Below are 22,843 nucleotides of genomic sequence, written 5' to 3'. Positions count from 1 at the left end.
TTTTCTTCAAAGTCTGATTGCAGAGCGATGGGATCACTGCGGCGCGCAGACGCAGATGTTTGCTGATGCGGCAACCGATCAACCGAATGCTGTGCTTGCCTACGGTCGCGATGACGGGACCCAGGCTGTTCATTTCGCTCGAGCGGTTGGAGGGCCTGCACTGCGGGCATTGGGGTTTCAGGATCGTGCGCAGCAGCTGCGGGCTGTCGCACGCGTTCTGAAGGACAATCGCGCCGCAGTTTATCGTGAAAGCCTGACCATTGGTGCGACACGACATGACTGCGCACTGGACGTGGACGGCGGTATTGCGCGTCTGTCGGCGTTGGCGGGGCAGGCGTTGAAATCACTGCCCAATGCACCAGTCCTGCACGTTGAGAATGGTATCGGACCGGGCAGCACCACCGGCCGCCAGCAAATCCTCGCTCCGCTGTCCGGTGTTGCGGTGCATATGACTGCGCTGGATAATCCGGTTTTGGGGATGCTGGAGCAAATCGCGCCCGCACTCATCGCTGGCGTGCCATGTATTGTGTGTCCCGACCCGGTCACCGCCTGTGTGAGCGAGCGCCTGGTGAAGCTGATCCACGACAGCCAGATCCTGCCTACCGGAGCCTTGCAATTGGTATACAGCCCGCCGCTGGAGATTCTGGACAGCCTGTCCGCCGGAGATGCAATCAGCTTTGCCGGGTCCCGCAGCGCGGCCCAGAAACTACGGCAGCACCCCGCGGTGGCTGCTGGTCTGGTGCGGTTGCAATCCTGCGAAACGGGTCTGTCTGCAGCCATCCTCGGCAGTGATGTGGTGCCCGGCAGCCAAGAATACCAGTTTTTCCTGCGGGAGATCCGCAGTGAATTGATCCTGAGGGCCGGCCAGCGGCGCCATGCAGTGCGCCGTATTCTTCTGCCCCGCCACCGCGAGGCCGAAGTCCTCGCTGATCTGGTCACGACATTGGGGGAGACCATCGTTGGAATGCCGGATGATGTGGCCACCCAAATGGGGGCATTGGTCTCACGCGGGCATCTTGAGACGGTGCAGAACGCACTGGCTGGATTGCGTCATGGTGCAGAACTCCTATCCGAACCGATTTCTACCCCTGTTGAGACGGGCGGGGCTTTTCTGTCGCCGGTGCTGTTGCATTGCGCCCAGCCTGCCAACACGCCTGATGTTCACCATACCTTTGTTCAGGGACCCGCCGCGACGGTAATGGCCTACGACAGCCTATGTGACGCCATCGCGCTTGCCAATCTGGCGCCCTGCTCGCGCTATTCAAACGTCTTCACCAACGATAGTCCGCTGGCACAGGAGGCAGCGGCCTGCCTGACATCGGCGGAAGGTCAGATCCGTATTTGCGGAAGTGATATGGCGCGTCAGGCCTTGGAGTTGTCGCCGGATCCATCAGTGCCGCGGCTGTTCGCAGCGACGCATCACGCACAGGTCTGCGGTGCAGAGGACATTCGCCATGCTGTCGCCGCATATATGATGCGCACGGAGATACACGCACCGCCGCAGTTGCTGACCGCACTCACAGGCCGATGGGTCGAGGGGGCGGAGACCAGGCACAACGGGCATCCGTTCCGTAAATCTCTGGAAACATTGCGGATTGGGGATCAACTCATCACGGAAACGCGACAGATTACCGAACAGGATGTGGAGCAGTTCGCCCATTTTACGGGGGATGTTTTCTACGCCCATATGGACCGGGAAGCCGCGCGCACGCACCCGTTTTTTGACGACCGTGTCGCGCATGGGCAATTGGTGGTTTCCTTTGCGAACGGGCTGTTGGTTGACCCTGCGCCGGGTCCGGTTCTGGCCAATATAGGCTCCGATAATCTGCGCTTTCACGCGCCGGTGTATTTCGGCGATTGCCTGCATGTGCGTGTGACCTGCAAGGAAATCACACCGCGTGCTTCTGCCCCCTTTGGTGATGTGCGCTGGGACTGTTGCGTTCTGAATACCTGCGGTGCGGTGGTTGCGCGGTTCGATCTGCTGACACTGGTGATGAAAAGTTGGCCGCCGGTTCCTCAGGACAACGTGAGTGAACATAAAGCTGCGCCGCCTACGGAATCCGCACCTCACAGGGCACAGGATCCGGTTCAGCAACCGGCTGAATAGACTATATTAACCAACTGATAACAGGATATTTTCAATGACTGTCACTGCGACTGGCCCTGCTGCGCGGCCGCGTATTCTGATTGGGGTTACGGGGTCCCTGGATGCCACCATGCTGCCGCTATACCTGCGGGCGATCAAGAACGAGATCGACTGTGAACTCACCGCGCTGTTTACGCCGACTGCTACGAAATTCGTGAATATGGACGCGATTGCGTTGTTCCTGGATCGGGTGATCAGCGGTGATAACCCCAAGGATTGGCCCACTGATAAACCGGGCCGCATTGTTGCGGATCACGATATTCTGGCCATTCTGCCCACGACGGCGAACACGCTGTCTGCGATAGCGCATGGATCCTCGCAAAACCGCCTGACCACAGTAATTCTGGCGGCGACCTTTCCAGTGTTGCTGTTCCCTGTCATGGGCGGTCCGATGTGGGAGAAGCCGGCGGTGCGTCGCAACGTTTCCCAGCTGCGCGAAGACGGCTATGAGGTGTTTGAACCGGTTTGGCGTGAGAACTATGACCCGCTGCTGAAGATTCAGCACGGACATCACTCGCTGCCCGATCCGGAGCAGGTTGTGCAGATCCTGCAAAACCGGTTGCCCACAGCCCGCTGATACCGGCCAATAGGGATCTGATACAATCCGGCGCAGCTGCATCTGCGCCGGTTTTGCTGCGCGTCAGAGGGCGTCAATCGTGACCGTAGCGGCAAATATCCCGCCCCCATGCCGCCCGAAAACCCGATGATCCTGTGCGCGAAGGGACACCGTAACCTGATGCCGCCCGGTTGGTAGATGTCCGAGCACGATATCTGGCTGATAAGCAGTAGCGAGTTTTTTGTCACCAAGATGAACATGGGCATGCCCCCGCGCCAGATCTGTGGCATCGCTGACGCAAAGGTCTGTGAACACGAAATTCTCGACCTCGATCCGCAGGCGCCAACCGTCTGCAGCGTTGTAGATGCTGCTGACCCGAAGGTCCGGCTGCGGATGGTGAGAGGGGATAGTGACAAACAGTTGAGCGGGCAGGGCCTCCACCTGTTTGATCTGCGGCAGGCAGGCACAGATGACGATGAGCGGGGTCGCGGCAAGCATGCTGATACAGAACACTCTTCGCAGCATTCCGCTAGATCCCTTGGGCCTCGACGAGGGTTGCTTGCGGCCGCTGAAACAGGTCAAGCGGGGCGCCGCCGTGCAGCAGGAAGAATAGAAACACCCCGTATAGATTGCCGTGCAGTAAAGGCGTTTCCTGCAGGCTGATTGCGAAGAAGCTGAACGCGCAGAGCAGGAGCAGCGAGATCGGCCGGATCAATTGTCCAAGAGCCAGAAGAACCCCGGCCATCAGCTCAATCGCCATCATGATCAGTGCAACAACCGGCAGCGGCAGGCCGAAGAACCACATATCGCCATGCTCCAGAATTGCGATCAGCAGGGTGGGCTGCAGGAATTTTACCAATACGGCAATGGCCGCAAAGGTCGCGCCCATAGTCACTTGAACAAGGCTCCAGACCAAAGTGGGCGCATTGGGTAAAAGCGGTGGGAGGCTTGGCGGCAACAGGCGATCAAGGCTGAGCGCGCCACTACCAACATGCAACAGCAGGAACGCCGGCGCGGCAAAATGGAAGCCGTAGTAGGCGATGAAATCGATGGAGAAGAGGCAGCTGCCAAACCCAAAAAGGCCGAGGATGCCAAGCGCTGCCAGCCGTGTGCCAAGGCCCAATACCAGCAACACAGATGTGATCAGCGCCGGCAACGCCAGCCAGTCCCAGCCTGGGATAAGTGTCAGCTGCATATCGGGGACAAACAGTGTCGGCGTGCTCCATGTTTCAGTGCCATGCCGGGGCAGTCCGCCCAGAGCATTCATGCCCACGGTCGTCCCCAGACCAAGACGCAGGCACAACGGGCCCCAATCGCGACTGCGATCACTCAAATGCCTGAAAATTTGGTCCTCCGTTGGGCGCAAGAGTTGCCCCGCGAGCACGGCAGCGAAAACGGTGAGCGTTGCGAAGAGGGCGAAGACAAGCAATAGGCCCGGGCTGCGAAACAACTCGGGCACGCTTTGCAGTGACAGGGTTTGAACCTCTTGGGGCGTTAGCAGCCATGGTTCGTGTGCTGCCACAGATCCGCTGGTCAGGATCAGGCCGATGCTCAGACCGAGAACTATGCGGGCAGAGACAGGCTGCGCCATGGTCTGGCTCCTTGGCTGGTGGTGGGCATATTCGCAGCACGCCCCGCAACAGGTGAACCTGCTGCGGGGCCCACTTTGCCCTGGCGGTGTTATTGCGACAGTTTGGAAGTCAGAACGCCTGCGCACTCCGTCGCTGCCGCGCTGTCTTGGCCCGAACCGGCGTTTGTCGGGGCCAGAAATTCAGCGCTGATGTGGCTGCCGATCTGATAGCCAAGCATGTCGCCGACCGTGTTTGACCGGCGGTAGTGTACGCCGCCGATGACGCGCGATTCTGCCTCCTCTTCAGCGAATTGCGCGAAGGTCTGATAGCTGCGGCTATAGCCGTCTTTCCCCTCAAAGCTGAAGGAAAACTCATCCGCACCAAAGACAGTCTCCATGACCTGCTGAGCGGCGCTGCCGCTGGTGCAGTGCTGGCAGGGATATTCCGGATGCATGGGGGCAGCCACCAAGGGGGTCCAGCCGTCCATCGCGTCCAGTGTCGGGTGGTCGTACCCGTCGCCGAGGGCGGCGATCGCAGTTTCTGGCCGCCAGAACTGATAGGTATATTTGGCGTTGAACCCGGCCACCAATGCGTCGGTCAGAGCGATATTCAACAGTGCCAGTGTCCGGGCTTCCTCAACCAGAGGGAGCGCGCAGGCACGGCTGCTGTCGCGTGCGATCTGGTTCCAGGCCCCCGATCCGGACCCGGCATGAAGTTTTGCGATGGCGACCAGTTCAGGATTGCTCTGCGATGCTGCGCCGCCGAGTTTGGCAACCTCCGCCAGATCACGCTGAAACTGAAAACTGTTGAGCTCCGGTGGCGGCGGGACGTCGAACTGCTTGGCAGAGGTCAGAGCGAAGGGCTGCATCTTGCGGATTTTAGGGGCAACCATCGGCCGCTCAGAGGTGGGCTGGTAGACGCCGTTATCCGCCTGGCCGGGGGTGAAATCGCTTGCAAAATCAGCGCCATCCGCCGCCCGTTTTTCGAGCACCGCCTCTGCGGCAAGGGCGCCAAGCTGGACACCTGCCTCCCGGGCCTCATCATCTGTGATTTCGCTCAGGATTGTCTCGGCAGCGGCAGCTAGGTCTGCCTTGCGCTCTGGCATAAGGGTCTGCATGACAACCAATGCCGCCTGCGTTACCGCAGCGCGCCGATCGGCATCCGGTTGCTGAGGGCCATCATATGCATAGGCACTATAGCTTCCGTCAATCGCATTTGCAGCGTCAAACATCGCGGCATGCAGCAATGCCAGCGTGCGCTGACGTTGTGCGCCGGGCCATTTTTCCTCAACAACAAATCGCATTGCGGTTTCCTGCCAATCAGCAGCCAGTTCGGCCTGAGCTGATCCGCTGGCGGTGAAAAAGAGCGCGGTGGCCAGACCGGTGAGACAGGTGTGCGAGAGCAGCTGGCGGCGCCATGGGGTCAGGGTGAACATCGGAGTACCTCGTCCGTGAAAAGTGCAGCTACAGGTAGAAACGCTTTGGCCGTTCGCACAAATCGAAAGTCCCGAAGACGCCCCTCAGTATTTCTTCTGGGGCGCCTTCACGTGACAGGATCAGCCCGATCAGAACATTCCAAGGACATGCCACCACAGCAGATCCAGCGGCGCCAACAGCAGAAGGCTGATCAGGAAGAGGCTGAGACATAGCCGGATTACCGCCCCCGCCGGCAGGTTTCCGGCCTGAATGGCTGCAATCAGTGGAGGCGCCTGGAACGGGAGGAAGACATTGGAAAAGGCCACGACCTGCGTCATCAGGACTGTTTCGAGCGGCAGACCAGTTGCGTCGGATAACTCGCCCGCGAGCGGGGTCATCACAGCTGGCACACCAGGCAGATTTGTGATCATCGCTACCAGCGTTGACAGGCCAATCAGGATTGATGTGTTCCACACCGGCCAATCCCCGGCGAAGGCGACGGTCCCGGTGATGGCTCCGACTACAGCTTCGCCAAGTCCGGCGGAGGATATGACAGCGCCGAGGCCCATGATGCCAGCGACAAACAACAAAGCTCCGTAGCTGAGATCAGTGTTGATGCAGCCTTTGCGCGTGAGATCTGCTCCCGGCAGCAGGCAAATCAGTGCGGCCGCCATACCCACCCATGCCGGGGACACCATATGGATCTGATCGGTTAGCCACAGCAACAGGCACAACGCCAACACGAGGCTTAGAACTCGTTCCTGACGGCTAAACGGTGCGGCAGTGGGCGCGACCTTGACACTATGCGGTGGGATGCGGTCTGGAAACATCACCATGGCCAACCCGACTAGGACTGCGGATTTCACAACGCCAAGCACGGGAAAATGCAGCAGAAGATAGTCAAAATAGGAGATATTGATCCCGTAGATGGTTTCCGACATCCCAACGAGGATCATATTCGGGGCATTCGCGGGCAGAATAGTGAAAGCCGGGGCAAAGGTGCCAAAGGTGGCAACCGCCAGCATCCCTGTCCGACCGTTTGAGGCAGCACCGAAACCGACACGCTCCGCCAGTGCAGAAATCACCGGAAGCAGGATCATGATCCGCCCGATGGACGATGGCATCACAAAGGCCAAAGCCACCGAAAAGACGACGATGCCGGTCAGCAGGCCACCGTAGCTGCGTAGTGGCAGCAACGCGAGAATACCGGCAGCCCGTTTATCGAGGGTGGTGTGCTTGATCGCAGCGCCGAGGACCAGGCCACTAAACAAAAGCCAAAACGTCGATGAGTGAAAGCCGGAGAAGATGGTTTCAGGCGCTGCGACGCCGAATATCACCGCGACCAGAAAAAAGGCCAAGGCAGTCCAATATTCGGGCACAAGACCGGTGGCCCAAAGACCAATTGCCCCAATCGAAAGCGCGGCAACAGTTACCAGATCGGGGGACAGGTACATTGAGGTCGCAAGAGCCGCCAGCCCGGCGCAGGTCAGGATCAGAACCACCGTCCAGAGAGTGCGCCCGTTTCGCAGCATTTGTGACAGGGACCGGCCTGCGCCGGTCAATTGCTGTGCGGATGTTGGCGGGGCTGAGTTGCTTTGATCGGTCATGCGTCTGAAGGTCCTCTGATCCTGGGTCAGGTCCCGATATGCCGCCCGTTAGGGGTTTGATGCCAATCGATTTATCAGAGATGGGGCCTCATGATATCCAAACCCTCGGCTGTCCTCAGGGTTTCAACGTCACGGCCCCCAAGACCTCAGAAATACTGAGGTGTAAGCTCCAGATTTCCGATTTTACGATGGCTGGCCTGCGCAATATCAGGGGGCAACCGTTCGACGGTGGCCCGCCCAAACCTGTTTTGACAGGTGAGCCAGCCTATTCCTTCCCACATACCGTTTGCGAGACACCATGACCGATGCGATGCACCTTCTGACAGTGCCCTCCGAAGTATTTGAAATCACGCCAATCGGTGTAATCCGCACCGGGTTTGAGGAGGTCAGAGACTGCCCGATGTCCGGACGTCGCAATCCAACCACCAGCCGGATTGAATTGGCCCCTGAATATCACAGTGCGCTACAGAATATCGAATTGGCCTCGCATCTGTGGGTGCTCTACTGGCTGCATAAATCCGACCGCAGCGCACGGATACGGCAGGCGCGGGGAAGCCAGGTTGCACGTGGGGTGTTCGCCAGCAGGGCGCCAAACCGTCCCAACCCCATTGGTCTGAGTGCGGTTCAGTTGCTGGACCATTCCGATGGGGTCCTGACAATCAGTGGGCTGGACTGCATTGATGGCACCCCGGTTGTGGACCTGAAACCCGTCGTCCCACAGGAAGATGCCCGCCCGGATGCCACCATCGGTTGGTAGCCCGGCCAATCACAGTGCTCCAGTCACGAAGAAAGTAGGCTCATGTCGTTCGTTCACCGGTTTATTCACCCTCGTTTTCTAACCCATGCTGCGGCTGTCGGACTGGCGCTTGGCGCTGCGCAGTACTTTGGTTTGGGTGCTGATACGCTTATGGCGGCAGAACCGGATCGTCAGCGGCAGTTGGTGATCACTGACAGCAAGGGCGACCGTGGCATGCTCGCGCCTTATGTCCATCGCAAAAACGGGATCGCCTACCTTTATACCAGTTACATCTTTGATACGCTTGTCAGCCAGGACGCCGATGGCAATCCGGCGCCGGGACTGGCCCGGACTTGGACGCGATCTGAGGATGGCTTGAGTTACGATCTGGAACTGCAACCGGATGCGAAATGGCATGACGGAACCCCGGTCACCGCAGACGATGTCGCCTTTACTCTGCGCTATATGGCTGAGCATCCTTATGTTTTCGGATCGGTCAAATCGCTTGCCGGGGTTGAGGTCGAAGGCACCCATGATCTGCGCATCCATATCAAACGCGCGCAATACGGCCTGGTCGAGGGTCTGTTTTACGCAATTCCTATCCTGCCCCGGCATATTTATGAGGGTGTAGAAGACCCTTATCGATTTGCCACATCTGACGCCGCAATTGGCAGCGGTCCCTATCGATTGGCCGCCTACGACAAGGCGCAGGGACGGTATCGGTTGGAGGCAACCGAAGATCACCCTCTTGGGCGGCCGCGGTTTGCGCAGATCTGGATCGTTAAGATGGGGCCCGATGCCGCCCTTCAGGCGATGAGCACCGGTGAGGTGGATGTGATTTCATACCTGCCACCAGATCGCCTTCCTGAGGCGTTGGGCGCTGGTTTCGCTGTCGAAACCTCACCAAGCGACCATGTATTGCGGTTGGGTTTCAATCATCGTGGACAGTTTCAGACGAAGGAAGTGCGCCAAGCCATTGCCTACGCTGTTGACCGTTCTGCGCTGCTGGCGACTGCGTTTCCCGGGATCGCTGAGCTTGCTGAGACAGGTTATTTTCAGCCCAGCTCCAAATGGCAAAGTGAGGAGGCAACAGAGGGTTACACCTATGATCCTGCCCGGGCGCGCGACCTGCTGTTGGCTGCAGAGTGGACCCAGAACAGCGCTGGCCGCTGGCAAGCGCAGGGAGGGGAGATCCGCCTGCGGCTCCTCACGGATGGGCGTGAGGTAAAGCCCGCAAAAGTGATCGCAGAACAGTTGGAAGCGTTTGGATTTGCTGTGGATCTGCGGGTTATGGAGATGGCCTCCCTGCGCAGTCTGGTGGCTGATGGCGATTATGATCTGACGTTGTTCTCCTCCAGCACGCTGGGCGATCCGGGCAATATCAGTCGCCGGGTCTTCGGCCGTGGCTGGAACAGCGACCGTTTCCCTGCGGACCCCAAAATGACAGGCCTGATCAAAGCGCTGGCCGTTGCTCAAAACCAGGCTGAACGCCAAGAGATACTGGCCCAGTTCCAGCAACTATATGCAGAAAACCTTCCGTCCTACATGCTGGTCAATCCGCTGATGGCAACCGTCTTCAATGACAAATTGTCAGCCCCATTCATGTCGGGCGGCGTGGCCATTGGGATCCCGTCAGCGCTTCACAAATCCATATTCCTGGAGTGATCCGGTGGACAACGCCTCCCCCTCGCTGCTGGACCACCCGGTGCCGACGGAGATCACAGGAGCAGGATCGCTAGCTGTTGAAAGGTTCACGCGCCTCCTCAGCGGGTTTGTTCTGCGGCTATTGATCTTCTGCTTTGTCATCGTGCTCTGCGCGGTGCTATCGCGGATGATGCCGGGCGACACGCTGGAGGTCATGCTGTCGACGGATTTCGCGCGGGGTCTTGGTGCCGGCGAGGTGCAGCAATTACAGGAGACGATGGGGCTGGGCGGAGGGATCGCCTCTCAGGTCTGGGACTACTGGGGCAAACTGCTCTCTGGTGATCTGGGCTATTCAATCCCCCACGCGGCCCCAGTTCTGCAGCTGTTACTGACTGCGTTGCCTTGGACCGGACTGTTGATCCTGGGTGCGATGCCGGTCTTCCTCATTGGTGGCGCTCTGGCGGGGATCGAGGCCGGGCAGCTGCCGGGCGGAACGGTGGATCGTTGGGTCACACCTGTTGTGACAATCCTGGCAAGCCTGCCCCCCTTTACCGGGGCGGTACTGCTGCTCCTTCTGTATGGCATTCTATGGCCCGTACTGCCGACCGGTGGGGCAGAGCCACTTTTCCCCTCGACGGAGCACCTGGGGCGGGCAATGGGCGTTCTGCGTTACGCGATCCTTCCGATGCTCGCGTTGGCGCTGCATGAGTTGGCGCGGTTCTACTTCCTAGCGCGGGCTGAAACGCTCAATTTAGCCCAACGTGATTTCATCGTGAATGCGCGGGCACGCGGGATCTCTCCCTGGCGCCTTCGATGGGCCTATATCGGACGCAGTCTGATACCCGCCTGCCTGTCGCGGTTAAGCGATACCTTGACCGGGTTGGTCAGCGCCGTGTTCTTTGTGGAAATCGTTTTTTCCTATCCGGGCACTGGGTATCTGATCTACAGCGCCATCCTGGATCGGGACTATGACCTGTTGCAGGGGGCAGTCGTATTTATGGCGGGGGTTGTCCTGCTCATGAACTGGCTGATTGATGGCCTGTCGGCGCATCTTGCGAGGCGTGGTTAGATGCAGCTGACATCGCGACGGAGGCTGCTTCTCGCGGCAGTCATCTTGCTGTGCCTTGGCATCTGGCTTGCAGGGGCGAGTGGGCTGCTCGAATATCACAGCAGCAAAGAGGTGCTGGCACCGCCGGGACAGGGGCATTGGCTGGGCACAAATGAGATCGGGCAGGACGTGCTGACGGGTCTGATCCTTGCCACGCCAACCACGCTGACGCTGGCCTTAGCAACGGCACTGGTAACGGTGAGCCTTGCCGTGGGCGCTGCAAGCCTTGTGGTGTTTGGCGGCCCGTTCTTATCCGCGCTTGTGTTGCGGTGCGTGGATATATTGCAGGTAGTGCCGACCATGCTGCTTCTCCTGCTTATTGCAGCCTTGGTAAGCCCCGGCTTCATGGCCTTGTTTTTTCTTTTGGTCCTAACAGGTTGGAGCGACGACGTGCGGGTGGCCGCGGCGGTTCTGCGGCGAGAGGCTCTGCGCGAAAACGTTCAATATGCCCGCGTGATGGGGGCAGGGTGGGTCTATTGCTGGCGCTGGCATCTTTTTGCCGCGCTGCGCCCACTTCTGGGTGCCCTAATGGTTCAAAACATCAGACAGGCCGCGCTGAAGTCCGCGGGTCTGGCGTTTCTGGGCCTGACTGACCTTCGGCTATTAACTTGGGGGAGCATGATGCAATCGGCGATGGATCAGCTTTATACCGATGCGTGGATCTGGCTTTTGCTGCCGCCGGCCGCGCTTTTGTCGCTGTTGTTACATACGACACTGACATTGGGTGACCGGCGCTTGCGCTCTGGCGCGGTTTTAGGACCTGCAGTTTGATCCGGGTCGATGATCTCTGTCTCTGGCATGGACCCCGCGCGATCTTCCGGGATGTCTCGTTTGAGGTGCCCAAAGGGCAGACATTGGCACTGCTCGGGGCGTCCGGCAGCGGTAAAACCTCGCTGGCGCGGCTGTTACTCGGTGTGCTGCCAGGCCATCACGTGGATATGGCTGATCAAAACGGGGATGGATTCAGCTGGTCAGGGCGGGCTGAGGTTCTGGGGGTTGATATGCTGCGCGCGCCGCGTGCAGATCAGCGCAAACTGCGGCGAACGGATCTAAGTCTGATCGTGCAGGCCCTGTCGGACGCGTTAAACCCGCATCAGACCGTTCTTCAACATGTGGTGGAGCTGCTGCCGCAGAGCCGCCGACGGACCTCCCTGGCTTTGTCAATCTGCAAGCGGTTCAACATTCCAGAGCGTATCCTGCACAGATATCCTGCCAACCTTAGCGGTGGCGAAATCCAGCGGGTTCTGACCGCGTTGGCTTTGGCACGTGATCCGCAGGTCCTGATCCTTGACGAACCGACCGCGGCGCTGGATCACGGCAATCGCACACTGGCAGTTGCAGCACTTAGCGAGGGGCGGGCGCAGCGCAGCCAATTGCTGATTACCCATGACCTTGATCTGGCAGGCCAGATGGCAGATCGCATGGTGATCCTGCATGATAAACAGCTGGTGGAGCGCGGCCCTGCAGTCGAGATGTTGATGCGACCAAGCGGGCATGCTGGGATCCGCCGTCCGCGCACGACGGCGCAACGGGGCATCGCCCCGTTGGTTCCGAGGCCCGAACCGCTGCCGACGAGCCCGCCGGGGCTGGTGATCCAGAATCTATCTCATCAACAGGCTGGAACGCAGGTGTTGCGTGACATCTCAGCCGTAGCCCGGCCGGGCCGGTGTCTGGCGGTCTTTGGCCCGAGCGGTGGCGGCAAGTCTACGCTGGCCCGCTTGCTCTGTGGATACGAGCGGTTGCAGACGGGCCGTGTATTGTGGCGGCCCCGAGATGAGGCCCATCCTCGGATATGCCACTCACATGAGCTGGCGTTGGTCGCGCAGCATCCGCATCGGGCAATGGCGCGACATATGAGTGTGGGCGAGGTTTTGCACGATGCCCAGCGACTGTTTCGTCGCCTAGGTCGCGCGGGTCGCGGTATCGACATTGCGGGGCTGATGGAGAGAGTTGGCCTGCCGCATTCCGGCGCCTTTTTATCACAACGCGCAGCGGATCTGTCTGGGGGCGAGGCGCAGCGCCTGATCATCGCGCGCGCGTTGCTATCGCGACCGCTCTGCATGATTGCGGATGAACCGACGGCATCGCTGGACAGCGATACCCGCGATACCATTCTCAACCTCTTCAGGCGCCTTATGGTAGAGGAGCAGCTGGCCCTGATCGTGTTTACGCATGACCCGAAGGTAGCAGCGGCCCTGGGTCACGAAATCCGCTTTCTATCGGAAGGGCAGCTGCGTCTTAGTCCTTCGGGCGTTGCAGCTTAGCGGTGATCGGCTTCACCCTGTGCTGCCTGCAGCGCGCGCACTTCTGCTGAAAGCCAATCAAGGTTGTCATCCGCAATCCCGAGATTGCGCAGATGATCGGCCGTATTCCACAGATAGTCGCAGTTGGGGCCGCGTTCACCGGCCGCATGGGCGATGATCTCTGCCTGTCGTGGCAGGCTGTGGTTGTCATATTGTTCATGATCCCGGTTGACGACATAGGTCAGTGCCTCAACCATGCGGCCATCGGCGAGGGCAAGCGGCGTCGTGATTTCACGGTACGCGGGATTGAACAGCTCGCGCGCGCGCAGGTCTTTCAGGACCTCTGGTTCCTGACCGGATGTCACCGCCAGTGCAACGCCGTTACAGACCGCGTCTTCTGCGGCGTCCAATGCAAGCACCAGACCAGGTTGCGCAAAGGTGCCGCGATAGCGCAGAGAGTTCAGACAGAACCGGCGCTGATAGCCGCTGAGTTGGGCGGGCAGCTGCTCCGCTGGTTCAAATCCGGGATCCCAGATCAATGATCCATAAGCAAAAACCCAAAGTGTGTCGGACATTATGCAGTTCCTTGATGCGGTCAGGATGCGCCCCCGTCGGAAAAAAGGCGGAAGAGGTCAGGGGTCCCCTCTCCCGCCAGGCAGATCAGTCTGTCAGTTGGCGATAGGAGGTCACCAGACTGCTGTAAGGGGGCACGAAGACTGAACGCATTTCGTCGCCGATCTGAACCGTTTCCTTGACGTCGAAATGCAAATGGATCGGCAGTTCCGAGATCCAGGAATTTGACACTTTGCCAAGGCGATCCCCTTTGGACACCTTGTCCAGCGGGGCAACGGCGAGATCGTCCATATTCATGTGAACATAGCGGTAGAGCGTGCCGGAGGGCGTTTGCAAGGTCAGGGCGAAGCGGCCTACATGCGCAATCACACCGTCCTCAACCGCAACTGCCCAATGGGTATCAGTCTGGCAGGTAGCGGGGCGAATATCCTGTCCCTGATGGCCGCCCGATGCACAGACCGGCAAATCTGAACGGCGCAGCTCGCAGAAATTGTCGCGCCACGGATAGCTGTAATTGACGCTGTCACATTGGCTTCCGCCATTTCCCTTGAACCCGCCGGGTGCATAAACGTGGGAGTTCGCATAGGCTGGCCCACTTTCCAGCGGGAAGCGCATATCGGGATAGAGAACCGCCCCGATTGAGAGACCAATACCGGTGTCTTGGATCAGGTCGCCGGGCGCTTTGAAGCGGTCATCTGCAATTGCGGGCGTGACGGAGATCAGTGCCGAGAGAGCGAGAGCACCGCAATAGAGGCTTGTTGCGCGTGGTGTCATTGATCCGCTCCCTTCACCACGGTGAGGGATCCGGCCAGTTCGGCAAGATAGTCTGGTTTGATACAGCGCGCATCCTCAGTCGGCGCATCGCAGGTGATCCGCAGAGTGTATGTCCCACCAAAGCGGCTGAGCATGTGATCAGCCCCGTCGCCCGTGGACTCGTAGGATCGCGCTTCGTGTTTGAAAGACAGGCCAGGCACGTCAACAAGGTGGGTTCGGCTCCCCATGACACTGACCTGCACTCCCTCCAGCTGGTAGTAGGCCGCGTAGGCATTACCCTGCCCACGAAACGCTGGAAGACCGGCGGCAGTATTGGCCCCGAGGATCATGACAGCCATTGCCATATCATCAAATCCATCAGGCTCGGTGGCAAGAAACGCAGCCGTGAGGGTTCGGTCGTCTGCACTTGCCGTGTCGATTGCAGACGTGGCGGCGGCCCAGTCAATGGTGTTCACAGCACGTGTCACGTCGGAGGGTTTATCTACCGCAAGGGCAGGGAGTGCCATCAACGTGAGCGCCGCAGCTGTGGCCGCGACCACTCCGGCAGCTTTGGCACAAGGGGATGAGGTCATCGTCTCTCTCCAGTCATTATTTATTCAGGTTGGCTCGCTCTAGGCGGGTTCCAGCGTTTTTGGCGTCGCGGGATTGGCGGCTTTCTTGGACTTGGCGTGCAACCTGGTCATCTGGCCAAAAATGTTGCGCCGGTGCATTTCCTCGGTGCCGCCCACGCTACAGAACGCCAGAGCATCCCGCAGAAAGGTGGTAATCTGCCCCTCGTGGTAGCCTTTGCTGCCGTAGAGCTTCATCAGCTCCATCGCGCCTTCAACGATGGTTTCCGCACCGACGAGTTTGGAAATCGAACAGGTCATTGCGGCTTCCGGAGCACCACTGAGCAGTTGGTGCAGCGCGCCGTAGGATACCCACTTTGCGCTTTCGGTGCCGATGCGAATGTCGGTCAGCTTTTTCTGAATATACTGATGCTCGATGATCGGGACATCAAACGTTGTCCGTTTATTGGAAAAATCAAAGGCCTCAGTAAGCATAGGTTCAATCAGCCAAGCCGCAGCCAATCCGTAGTACAACCGCCCCATCGAAACAATGTTGACCAGATTACGCAGGCCCGCGCCCGGTTCGCCCAGAAGATGGCCGTAGTGGAGCGGCACATCATCAAATCGCATTTGGCCGGTCGGCAGGTCCAGATTGCCCAGCTTGCGATCTTGCACGCCAATCGTCAGTCCGGGGCTATCGGCATCCAGCAACACCAGCGAAATGCCTTCACGGCCGTGGTCACTCAGCTTACAGACAACAAGAATGAAGCTGGCGACTGGGGCATGAGCAATGTTGTATTTTGCGCCGTTCAGACGGAAAGTCTCATTGGGGCCGGGGGTTAACAGTGACGACGTTGCCCGCACATCCGTGCCAGTGTCGGGATCCGCGATTGCAGTGGCGCTCAGCTCCCCATTGAGGATCCGGCCCAGATATTCGCGCTTCTGACTGTCGCTGCCATAGAGATCCAATGCGCGCACCATGCCAGCCTGCGCGATCACCGACAGCAGCATTCCGGGGGTGCGCAAGGTGGCCGCAAGGCCTTCCAACGCGGCAGTAAACCCCCACCAATCCCGGCCGTCACCGCCAAAGTCGCGCGGCACAATCATCCGCCACAAACCGCCTGCGGTCAGCCGATCCCAGGTGCGCTGATCAAAGGCACGACGCCCCAGGTGCAGCTCATCCGGGTCGGCCATTTTCCCGATCGCTGCAAAGGCAGTGCGGGTCTGCTGTTGCTCGGCTGTCCAGTTCAATTGCATGTCTTCGTCCTCGCAAACAGGGATCAGGCGGTTTCCTGAAAAGTCGCAACGCTTTCCTTGAAGGCATCCGGCACCGGGTAGGTCGCCTGTTTGTCGTAGTCGAACATCACATGGACAGATTTGGCATTGGCCACGACGCGCCGATCCGCGTCGTCGATATGCATCACATGCTCCATCTCGAAGCTCTTGCCGCCAAAGCTGATCACCCGGCTGCAAACGACGAGGTTGTCGCCATAGAGCGCCTGAGAGATGTAGTCGCAGGAGGTTTTGACCATGATATGCGGCAGCTTCTCGGACTTTGGCAGCTCCAGAAGGTCATGCATGTATTCCAGGTAGGCCGATTGCATGTAGTCGTAGTAAACTGGGCTGCTGACATGGCCCATGGAATCCGTATCGCGGTAGCGGATTTCGACGGGGGTTTCGAAGGCTTTGTTGGACATGATGTCCCTCCTGTTGGTGTAGATTATCGGGGCAGGATCAGGCGTGCTGGGTGCAGTCCTGGCAGGCGCGTTTTTCCAGCGGACCATGGATGGTAAATCCCATGGGAACGGGACCGAATTTGCGCAGGATCGGCAGCCCGAATTTCTCGGCTGCGCAGAGCGTTGTGATACAGCCGTCAGCGTGGCCCTCGGCGCAGTCACGCGCGGCGATGACATTGCTGGAGACAAAGCGTCGCTCAACCGTGATCGGGAGCAGCTTTTCAGGTGCAGGGTGGGTGGCGCAGATCTTGGGCGCCGCCCCGGTGCGGGAGGCGAGAACCATATTGTCGGTGTTCATGATGAACACATCCAGCAGCTTCATCTTCTGGATATGTTCGTAGATGATTGAGTGCAGATGCGGGTAAGCCACCACGCCAACCAAAACTGCCCCATCCTGGCAGGCGACACTGTCTGCGGCCTGTTCCATCGTCCGATGCAGTTTTACCGAAGCGCCCTGACACCGGCGCAATGCCCAGGATAGGGCTGCACGCTCGCAATTGGTACCAGCCGGACCTAGCGTATGAACCTGTTTCACCCAGCCGAATGTTTCGGGGTGCGGAATATACTCGGCGTCGGCGTTATTTTCGATTTGAAGATCCATCACTCGTCTCTTCCGCTAAATGAATTCATATAGGGTCACTGGAAATACCTTATCGGTTTATCCAAATTCGATTTGGATATTGAGGTAAGGGTAAGTTTTCATGATTATTGCGGTGGGTTATTGTCTAGGTTTGCACCAGCCCTACATCACAGTTTCCAACGAATCTAATTTCTTGATCTCATCGAAACGGTAAAGGCTTCTCGGAACAATTCGAAAAACCTGATGCTGTTCCTCAGGTATGATGAGGAGTGGGTTATGAACTCACAAATGTCATGGAAAAGCGGAAATTGTCGGTACAGCGGATCACTTTATCCGGCGTGTCGCCCGATAAGCAGGCGAAATGCCGCTCACGCACTGAGGTCGTCAGTTTGCACTAAAAGATGGCCTGTTTCACCCTCCTTGGAGGGCGAAACAGGCGCTGGACTGCTGTGTGTGTCATACCGGCGGCGTCACATATTTTTGAGGCCCGTGGCCATGACACGCAGGGTAGTCAGAGGGGGATACCAAGATGGCCAGTGTCAGCTTGACTGGGCTGGGTTCCGACCAACGCCATCATAAAGGTCAAGACAGCGCTCAAACCAGTTTGAAACGATATCATCGTTTTCAAACAGAGTGTTGGGCGCACATACGTTACACCATTGAAGGGTCCCAAAAAGGGTAAAATCGGCATAGGCAGGCATCGCCCCTGACAGCCAGTCCTGGGTCGACAGAAGATCACGTACCGGCGCTAGTTTTTCCGGCAGCCGCGCGCGTTCGTCCTCGCCCCCTTCGGCCATAGTCTCAAGTGGCATGCCGAACCGACGTTCACGGGCAGATCGGAAATAGACTTGGTCATCCGGGGACATCAGATTGTGCATATCCATGACAGCAATGGTTGCGAGACTGGGGTGTAGGACGGTCTTACAGTAGCTTTCCACGAAACGGGTCAACGCTACCGCCCCTTTGCCATCAAACAGGGCCGGGGCATCGGCATAGGTTTCGTCAAGATATCGGGCAATATCGAAACTCTCCCCCAATACCGTATTACCATCACGCAGCACTGGAACGCTGCTAAAGCTTCCGTCTTCAACATTTGGGATATCTGCGAAAGAGACCGGGATAAGGTCGTAATCTAGCCCCTTATGATTCAGGGCCATAATAATTTTCCATACGTGTGGTGAATAGTGACGTATTCCGTCTTCGCCACATAGGCTGTACAGCTTGCGGTTCATCTGTGCGCTCCATATTGAGATTATAGGGATAACTTTGGCTGGAAAACCAGGAATCAATTCCTTCAATAGTTATCGGAACTTTACCCGCGCAAATGAAATCATCAATATGTTTATTGCAAAATAAAAAACCGGCAAACAAAAGCGGTATTGAGGCGCTGGCAGGGGTGGATAGCACCGCTGGGCTGGCAGTCTCTGGGTGTGGTTGCGGCGTGATGCTAAGCAGGAATCGCCATCTGTTCGGTGTTCAGCAGATCGCGCACGGCGCTGATGATTGGATCTTTTGCACGCGATGCGAGATGCGCGAACAGGACACGTGTGGATTTGCGCACCTCAAGAAGCAGCGCGATGTCGCCGCTCACCGGTTCGGCCCCCGCAGAACTGACATGCACCAGCCCTATCCCAGCACCGCTTGCGATCAGGGTCCGAGTGATCGTTTCGTCGTCAACATTGATGATGCGGGCTGGTTGGATGCCGTTTTCCTTAAACAAACGCTCCGCAATGCGACCGCAGCATGAACTATACGTCGGATAGATCCAAGGCAGAGCTTCGAGACGAGCCCAGTCAAGTTCTGTGCGTTCCGGGACCAGATCCGGGGCCGCGGCAAGATAGACGCTAAAATGCGAAATTTCGAGCGTTTCCAGATCGGTATGTGCTTCGTCCGGATCAATGAAAAAGCCGGCATCCAGCCGTCCATTGCGAATATCGTCCAGCACGCTGGAGGAGGTGCCATGTTGCAAAGCGACCTCCAGGTCAGGGAAGTTCTTCGACAGATCTGCCAGCAGGCGGCTTACCTCAGTTGATCCCAGATTGCGCCCGGCACCGACCCGTAGCTGACCGGCCAAACGACCACGCAGGCGAGAGGCTTCCTCCAAAAATTTCTGGTGATTGTCCAGCAGTTGCCGCGCTTCCACCAAGAGCCGCTGGCCGTCGGTGGTGACGCTCATGCCACGTGGTGTACGCTGGAACAATGTCAGGCCAAGCGTGTCTTCCATCGTCTTGATGTGGGCGCTGACGGCAGGCTGACTGCGAAACAGCAATTCTGACGCGCGCGTGATACTTCCTTCCCTTGCCACAGTGACAAAGGTCTTGAGTTGACTGATATCCATGGTTACCCCTTCAGATGCTATAGGGCGCCAAGGACCATGGCGCCGCTATACAATGGCACGCCACCACCCCTGGTCAGCGCACTCAGACCATCTTTTATGCGCCTTTTGCGTGAAGTCAAAATATAAACACTCGCAAAACGGTAGTTCGGCTACATTCCGCCTGCGCTCAATACCAGCTAGAATGCGCTCATTCACGCTCATCAACGAATTGATGAGACATAGGCGACGTTATAGCGAACTGAGGTAACGGCGGCGTAACGGAGTGGACGTCAGCTGATCGACGTAGCGCCATCGCCCATCCGTCGCCACAGGCTGTTCAACGTGGGTTTGCTATTCTCGGTCTCGCGATAAAGACGGACCGATATGGGGGTCACAAACGCCTCCCCACCGGCAAGCGCAAGGCGGCCCTCAGTAAGTTCGGCCTGGCAGAGTTTGCGAGGGAGCCACCCCAGCCCGAAACCTTCAAGGATCATTGCCTTAACCGAGTTGGCCAGAGAATTCTGGTTCACCACCAGCAGGTTTGGCGGCGAAATCTGCTGGCGCAGCGTGTGGTCCAATACCGATCTCAGCGCCGATGCGCTCCCATACGACAGCAGGGGTATCTGCCGCTTGGCATCCCGGCGCAGATCAAACAGCGGGTTGCCGTCAGCATCGGTTTTTGAAACCGGGATGAATTCGTCCTCTGACAGCGTGAGGTAGTCGCATTTGCTGACCTCCAGCGGGGACAGGAAATCCATCGCCGGGTGCCAATAGGTCAAGATAACGTCGCAGTACCTCTGCTGCAGCGCGGTCACAAATTGATCGGCCGCCCAGCTGGTTGAGTTGAGATCAACGTCCAGCCCGCCAGCCTCCATCAGAGGTTCGATGTGGTCTCGGAAATGCGTCATGTAAAGCGACTGTGACGACGCAAAACGAATGACGTTTTCACCTGCAGCATCAATAGTCTGGCAGCGTTCGAGTGTCTCAGAGTATGTGCGCAGGATGATTTTGGCCTGCGACAGGAATACATCCCCGGCTGGTGTCAAAGACAACGGGAAAGTTTGCCTGTTGATCAACTTCACGCCCACCTCATCCTCCAGGGCACGAATGCGCCTGGAGAATGCAGGTTGGCTGACATTGCGGTCTTCCGCCGCGCGCGAAAAATTCTTGTGCGTTGTCAGCGCTTCAAAATCTCTGAGCCAGATAATATCCAACTTGCCTAGGTCCGTTCTGGGGTCATCCAGTGGGCCGGGGGTTCCGGTGTTTAGCTGTCTAGCCTATTTTCTTCGACTGCGTGGCAGGCGACGGTGCTGCCGTCTGCCTGGCGCAGAGGCCGTGGCCGCGACTCGCGACATCTAGCATTCGCAAATGCACAGCGCGTTTGGAAGGGGCAACCTTGAGGCAAGTTGATCGGCGTCGGGATCTCACCTTGCAGCCGAATATGGTTTTGTCCTTGGTCTTTCAACTGTGGGACTGCCGACAACAGGGCCTTGGTGTATGGGTGTTTCGGGTTTTCAAACAGGGTCCGGGTATCGGCCAGTTCGCACAATGTCCCGAGATACAGCACCGCAACGCGAGTGCCAAAATGCTCCACAACACTCAGATCATGGGTGATGAAGAAATAGGTCAAACCGCGCTGGTCTTTCGCCTCCAGCATCAGGTTCAGAACCTGCGCCTGAATCGAGACGTCCAATGCCGAGATGGGTTCATCTGCGATAATGAACTCAGGGTCCACCGTCAGCGCGCGCGCAATGGCGATCCGCTGGCGTTGGCCGCCGGAGAACTCATGCGGATAGCGGCTGGACCAGCTGGGATCCACACCAACCGACCGCATCACTTCTGAGACCTTGTCGCGAACTTCGCCGCGCGACAGCGAGGGATTGTGATGGCGAACCGGCTCTTCCAACGCTTGCTGAATTGTCATGCGCGGATTGAGGGAGGCATAAGGGTTCTGAAAGATCATCTGCATCTTCTTGCGCAGAGGCATCATCTCCCCGCGCGAGCGATCATCGATCCGTTCACCATCATAGTGGATTTCGCCGCCACTCGGCGTCAGCAGTCCCGCGACCAAACGGGCGACTGTAGATTTGCCGCAGCCTGATTCACCGACAATACACAGCGCCTCGCCCCGATCAGCACTAAGCGAGACATTGTTCACCGCATGAACAGCGCGTTTTTCCCGGGTGATGCGACCGCCGCGCAGCTTGATGGTTTCCAGAAACCCTTTGTCCAGCTCAAAGCGTTTTTCAAGGTTCTTCAGTTCAAGCAATGGTTTGCTGTCTTGTGTCTGGATGGTCATACGCTTGCCTCCTCAAGGCTGGCATTTTGCAGGCGGGAGACTTCGTGACAGGCGACCTCGACCTGACGGTAGCTGACTGTTTCCGGCAAGACCTTGCGGCAATGGTCGACCGCATATTCGCAACGCGGGCTGAACGGGCAACCCGGCGGGATGGATGCCAGACCAGGCATATTTCCTGGGATCTGCTTCAGCCGTTGACCCGGCAGAGTCTGTTGCGGTAGCGCATTGATCAGCCCCTGCGTATAGGGGTGCTGGGGGTCGTTGATGATCTCACGGGTCGGACCAGCCTCAATCAGCCGGCCGGCATACATCACCAAAGTGCGCTCCGTCATCTGGCTAACGACGCCCAGGTCATGGGTGATCAGGATCAGACCGACCTTGTTGGACTGGCACAGTTCCAGCAGCAATTCCATGATATCCGCCTGAATGGTCACATCCAGCGCGGTAGTTGGCTCATCCGCGATGATCAGTTCGGGATCAAGCAGCAGCGCCATCGCAATGATAATCCGCTGGCGCATGCCACCGGACAGTTCATGCGGGTATTGGTTCAGTCGCTCCTCGGGCGAGGGGATATAAACCTCTCGCAGCTTCAGCACCGCGATCTGTTCCGCTTCGGCTTTGCTCAGCGAGCGGTGGGCCTTCAGCGTCTCCACCATCTGCTGGCCGATGGTCAGCACCGGATTGAGGGTCACCATCGGATCCTGGAAAATCATCGCCATGCGATTGCCGCGGATCTTGCGCATTTCGGCGTCTGACAGTTTGACGATATCCTTGTCGCCAAACAGGATCTGACCGCTGTCGATGAAGCCGGGTCGGCTGAGCAAGTTCATCAGCGAAAACCCGGTGATGGATTTGCCAGCGCCGGATTCCCCGACGATGCCGAGGCGCTCGCCTTTGCCAAGATCGAAGGAAATCTGGTTCAATGCGGTGACGGTGTGATCACGCATCGCAAATTTGACCGTCAGGTCGCGAACGGAAAGCAACGACATC

22 protein-coding genes are annotated in these 22,843 nt (G+C 58.2%); 7 read left to right on the top strand and 15 right to left on the bottom strand.

The features are described 5' to 3' along the window. Positions 1-55: 55 nt before the first annotated feature. Both paaZ and D1820_RS18025 read left to right on the top strand, forming a co-directional pair. Positions 56-2,107, top strand: a complete 2,052-nt coding sequence (gene paaZ / locus D1820_RS18030) for a phenylacetic acid degradation bifunctional protein PaaZ (RefSeq protein WP_254683404.1) — start codon at positions 56-58, stop codon at positions 2,105-2,107. Positions 2,108-2,141: 34 nt separating this feature from the next. Beyond that, positions 2,142-2,723, top strand: a complete 582-nt coding sequence (locus D1820_RS18025) for a flavoprotein (RefSeq protein ID WP_118070497.1) — start codon at positions 2,142-2,144, stop codon at positions 2,721-2,723. 63 nt (positions 2,724-2,786) lie between these two features. On the opposite strand, the gene D1820_RS18020 is transcribed toward D1820_RS18025, so the two are convergent. The 4 genes from D1820_RS18020 to D1820_RS18005 form a co-directional block, all read right to left on the bottom strand. Continuing rightward, the gene (locus D1820_RS18020; RefSeq protein WP_118070495.1) at positions 2,787-3,227 is read right to left on the bottom strand and encodes a hypothetical protein; all 441 of its coding nucleotides are present in this window, start codon (positions 3,225-3,227) and stop codon (positions 2,787-2,789) included. A 4-nt stretch (positions 3,228-3,231) separates the two neighbouring features. Further along, positions 3,232-4,293, bottom strand: coding sequence for a hypothetical protein (locus tag D1820_RS18015; RefSeq protein WP_118070493.1), 1,062 nt, complete (start codon positions 4,291-4,293; stop codon positions 3,232-3,234). Positions 4,294-4,382: 89 nt separating this feature from the next. Further along, a complete protein-coding gene (locus tag D1820_RS18010) occupies positions 4,383-5,708 on the bottom strand; it encodes a vanadium-dependent haloperoxidase (RefSeq protein ID WP_118070490.1) in 1,326 nt (441 codons plus the stop codon). A gap of 129 nt (positions 5,709-5,837) precedes the next feature. Beyond that, positions 5,838-7,295: an SLC13 family permease gene (locus tag D1820_RS18005; RefSeq protein ID WP_118070488.1), complete on the bottom strand. Its 1,458-nt coding sequence runs from the start codon at positions 7,293-7,295 to the stop codon at positions 5,838-5,840. Positions 7,296-7,593: 298 nt separating this feature from the next. On the opposite strand from D1820_RS18005, the gene tsaA reads away from it, so the two are divergent. Genes tsaA through D1820_RS17980 form a run of 5 tightly spaced genes read left to right on the top strand, consistent with a single transcriptional unit; the run spans position 7,594 to position 13,047 of the window. Continuing rightward, positions 7,594-8,052, top strand: coding sequence for a tRNA (N6-threonylcarbamoyladenosine(37)-N6)-methyltransferase TrmO (tsaA, locus tag D1820_RS18000; RefSeq protein ID WP_096873319.1), 459 nt, complete (start codon positions 7,594-7,596; stop codon positions 8,050-8,052). A gap of 42 nt (positions 8,053-8,094) precedes the next feature. After that, positions 8,095-9,696, top strand: coding sequence for an ABC transporter substrate-binding protein (locus tag D1820_RS17995; protein ID WP_118070486.1), 1,602 nt, complete (start codon positions 8,095-8,097; stop codon positions 9,694-9,696). Positions 9,697-9,700: 4 nt separating this feature from the next. Further along, positions 9,701-10,744 (top strand): ABC transporter permease, encoded by a 1,044-nt coding sequence (locus D1820_RS17990; RefSeq protein WP_118070483.1) that lies wholly within the window; start codon positions 9,701-9,703, stop codon positions 10,742-10,744. After that, positions 10,745-11,554: an ABC transporter permease gene (locus D1820_RS17985; protein WP_118070481.1), complete on the top strand. Its 810-nt coding sequence runs from the start codon at positions 10,745-10,747 to the stop codon at positions 11,552-11,554. Further along, complete coding sequence (locus D1820_RS17980) at positions 11,551-13,047, top strand: ABC transporter ATP-binding protein (RefSeq protein ID WP_118070479.1); 1,497 nt, start codon at positions 11,551-11,553, stop codon at positions 13,045-13,047. Before D1820_RS17985 ends, D1820_RS17980 begins: the two co-directional genes overlap by 4 nt. Here D1820_RS17980 and D1820_RS17975 read toward each other — a convergent pair. From D1820_RS17975 to D1820_RS17925, 11 genes are all read right to left on the bottom strand, one after another. Then, positions 13,044-13,601, bottom strand: coding sequence for a gamma-glutamylcyclotransferase (locus D1820_RS17975; protein ID WP_118070477.1), 558 nt, complete (start codon positions 13,599-13,601; stop codon positions 13,044-13,046). The genes D1820_RS17980 and D1820_RS17975 overlap by 4 nt on opposite strands. 85 nt (positions 13,602-13,686) lie before the next feature. Then, positions 13,687-14,373 (bottom strand): M23 family metallopeptidase, encoded by a 687-nt coding sequence (locus D1820_RS17970; protein ID WP_205521418.1) that lies wholly within the window; start codon positions 14,371-14,373, stop codon positions 13,687-13,689. Next, a complete protein-coding gene (locus tag D1820_RS17965; protein ID WP_118070475.1) occupies positions 14,370-14,945 on the bottom strand; it encodes a hypothetical protein in 576 nt (191 codons plus the stop codon). Before D1820_RS17965 ends, D1820_RS17970 begins: the two co-directional genes overlap by 4 nt. Before the next feature lie 39 nt (positions 14,946-14,984). Continuing rightward, positions 14,985-16,178 carry an acyl-CoA dehydrogenase family protein gene (locus D1820_RS17960; RefSeq protein WP_118070473.1) on the bottom strand — a complete coding sequence of 398 codons (1,194 nt, stop codon included), beginning with the start codon at positions 16,176-16,178 and terminating at the stop codon, positions 14,985-14,987. Positions 16,179-16,201: 23 nt separating this feature from the next. Continuing rightward, the gene (locus tag D1820_RS17955; protein ID WP_096790418.1) at positions 16,202-16,618 is read right to left on the bottom strand and encodes a thioesterase family protein; all 417 of its coding nucleotides are present in this window, start codon (positions 16,616-16,618) and stop codon (positions 16,202-16,204) included. 37 nt (positions 16,619-16,655) lie between these two features. Continuing rightward, entirely contained in the window at positions 16,656-17,258 is a 603-nt protein-coding gene (locus D1820_RS17950) for a prephenate dehydratase (protein ID WP_118070471.1), read from the bottom strand. A 518-nt stretch (positions 17,259-17,776) separates the two neighbouring features. Further along, positions 17,777-18,469 carry a glutathione S-transferase family protein gene (locus D1820_RS17945; RefSeq protein ID WP_118070469.1) on the bottom strand — a complete coding sequence of 231 codons (693 nt, stop codon included), beginning with the start codon at positions 18,467-18,469 and terminating at the stop codon, positions 17,777-17,779. A 215-nt stretch (positions 18,470-18,684) separates the two neighbouring features. Next, on the bottom strand, positions 18,685-19,575 hold the full coding sequence (locus tag D1820_RS17940) for a LysR family transcriptional regulator (protein WP_096873328.1): 891 nt from the start codon (positions 19,573-19,575) through the stop codon (positions 18,685-18,687). A 269-nt stretch (positions 19,576-19,844) separates the two neighbouring features. Continuing rightward, entirely contained in the window at positions 19,845-20,768 is a 924-nt protein-coding gene (locus D1820_RS17935; RefSeq protein ID WP_118070467.1) for a LysR family transcriptional regulator, read from the bottom strand. Positions 20,769-20,818: 50 nt separating this feature from the next. After that, complete coding sequence (locus D1820_RS17930; RefSeq protein WP_102898377.1) at positions 20,819-21,853, bottom strand: ABC transporter ATP-binding protein; 1,035 nt, start codon at positions 21,851-21,853, stop codon at positions 20,819-20,821. Beyond that, the gene (locus tag D1820_RS17925; protein WP_102898378.1) at positions 21,850-22,842 is read right to left on the bottom strand and encodes an ABC transporter ATP-binding protein; all 993 of its coding nucleotides are present in this window, start codon (positions 22,840-22,842) and stop codon (positions 21,850-21,852) included. The genes D1820_RS17930 and D1820_RS17925 overlap by 4 nt, the downstream gene beginning before the upstream one ends. Between the last annotated feature and the right edge of the window lies 1 nt (position 22,843).

This window comes from Phaeobacter sp. LSS9 (assembly GCF_003443595.1).
GTDB classification, from domain to species: domain Bacteria; phylum Pseudomonadota; class Alphaproteobacteria; order Rhodobacterales; family Rhodobacteraceae; genus Phaeobacter; species Phaeobacter piscinae.
The sequence above is the reverse complement of the archived record's forward strand: the minus strand, read 5'-3'. Positions and strand labels throughout refer to the sequence as shown.

What these genes read in the sequence shown, in the direction of transcription:
- paaZ (WP_254683404.1), top strand. Translation starts at nt 56, where the DNA reads ATGTTTGCTGATGCGGCAACCGATCAACCGAATGCTGTGCTTGCCTAC.
- D1820_RS18025 (WP_118070497.1), top strand. Translation starts at nt 2,142, where the DNA reads ATGACTGTCACTGCGACTGGCCCTGCTGCGCGGCCGCGTATTCTGATT.
- D1820_RS18020 (WP_118070495.1), bottom strand. Translation starts at nt 3,227, where the DNA reads ATGCTGCGAAGAGTGTTCTGTATCAGCATGCTTGCCGCGACCCCGCTC.
- D1820_RS18015 (WP_118070493.1), bottom strand. Translation starts at nt 4,293, where the DNA reads ATGGCGCAGCCTGTCTCTGCCCGCATAGTTCTCGGTCTGAGCATCGGC.
- D1820_RS18010 (WP_118070490.1), bottom strand. Translation starts at nt 5,708, where the DNA reads ATGTTCACCCTGACCCCATGGCGCCGCCAGCTGCTCTCGCACACCTGT.
- D1820_RS18005 (WP_118070488.1), bottom strand. Translation starts at nt 7,295, where the DNA reads ATGACCGATCAAAGCAACTCAGCCCCGCCAACATCCGCACAGCAATTG.
- tsaA (WP_096873319.1), top strand. Translation starts at nt 7,594, where the DNA reads ATGACCGATGCGATGCACCTTCTGACAGTGCCCTCCGAAGTATTTGAA.
- D1820_RS17995 (WP_118070486.1), top strand. Translation starts at nt 8,095, where the DNA reads ATGTCGTTCGTTCACCGGTTTATTCACCCTCGTTTTCTAACCCATGCT.
- D1820_RS17985 (WP_118070481.1), top strand. Translation starts at nt 10,745, where the DNA reads ATGCAGCTGACATCGCGACGGAGGCTGCTTCTCGCGGCAGTCATCTTG.
- D1820_RS17975 (WP_118070477.1), bottom strand. Translation starts at nt 13,601, where the DNA reads ATGTCCGACACACTTTGGGTTTTTGCTTATGGATCATTGATCTGGGAT.
- D1820_RS17970 (WP_205521418.1), bottom strand. Translation starts at nt 14,373, where the DNA reads ATGACACCACGCGCAACAAGCCTCTATTGCGGTGCTCTCGCTCTCTCG.
- D1820_RS17965 (WP_118070475.1), bottom strand. Translation starts at nt 14,945, where the DNA reads ATGACCTCATCCCCTTGTGCCAAAGCTGCCGGAGTGGTCGCGGCCACA.
- D1820_RS17960 (WP_118070473.1), bottom strand. Translation starts at nt 16,178, where the DNA reads ATGCAATTGAACTGGACAGCCGAGCAACAGCAGACCCGCACTGCCTTT.
- D1820_RS17955 (WP_096790418.1), bottom strand. Translation starts at nt 16,618, where the DNA reads ATGTCCAACAAAGCCTTCGAAACCCCCGTCGAAATCCGCTACCGCGAT.
- D1820_RS17950 (WP_118070471.1), bottom strand. Translation starts at nt 17,258, where the DNA reads ATGGATCTTCAAATCGAAAATAACGCCGACGCCGAGTATATTCCGCAC.
- D1820_RS17945 (WP_118070469.1), bottom strand. Translation starts at nt 18,469, where the DNA reads ATGAACCGCAAGCTGTACAGCCTATGTGGCGAAGACGGAATACGTCAC.
- D1820_RS17940 (WP_096873328.1), bottom strand. Translation starts at nt 19,575, where the DNA reads ATGGATATCAGTCAACTCAAGACCTTTGTCACTGTGGCAAGGGAAGGA.
- D1820_RS17930 (WP_102898377.1), bottom strand. Translation starts at nt 21,853, where the DNA reads ATGACCATCCAGACACAAGACAGCAAACCATTGCTTGAACTGAAGAAC.
- D1820_RS17925 (WP_102898378.1), bottom strand. Translation starts at nt 22,842, where the DNA reads ATGTCGTTGCTTTCCGTTCGCGACCTGACGGTCAAATTTGCGATGCGT.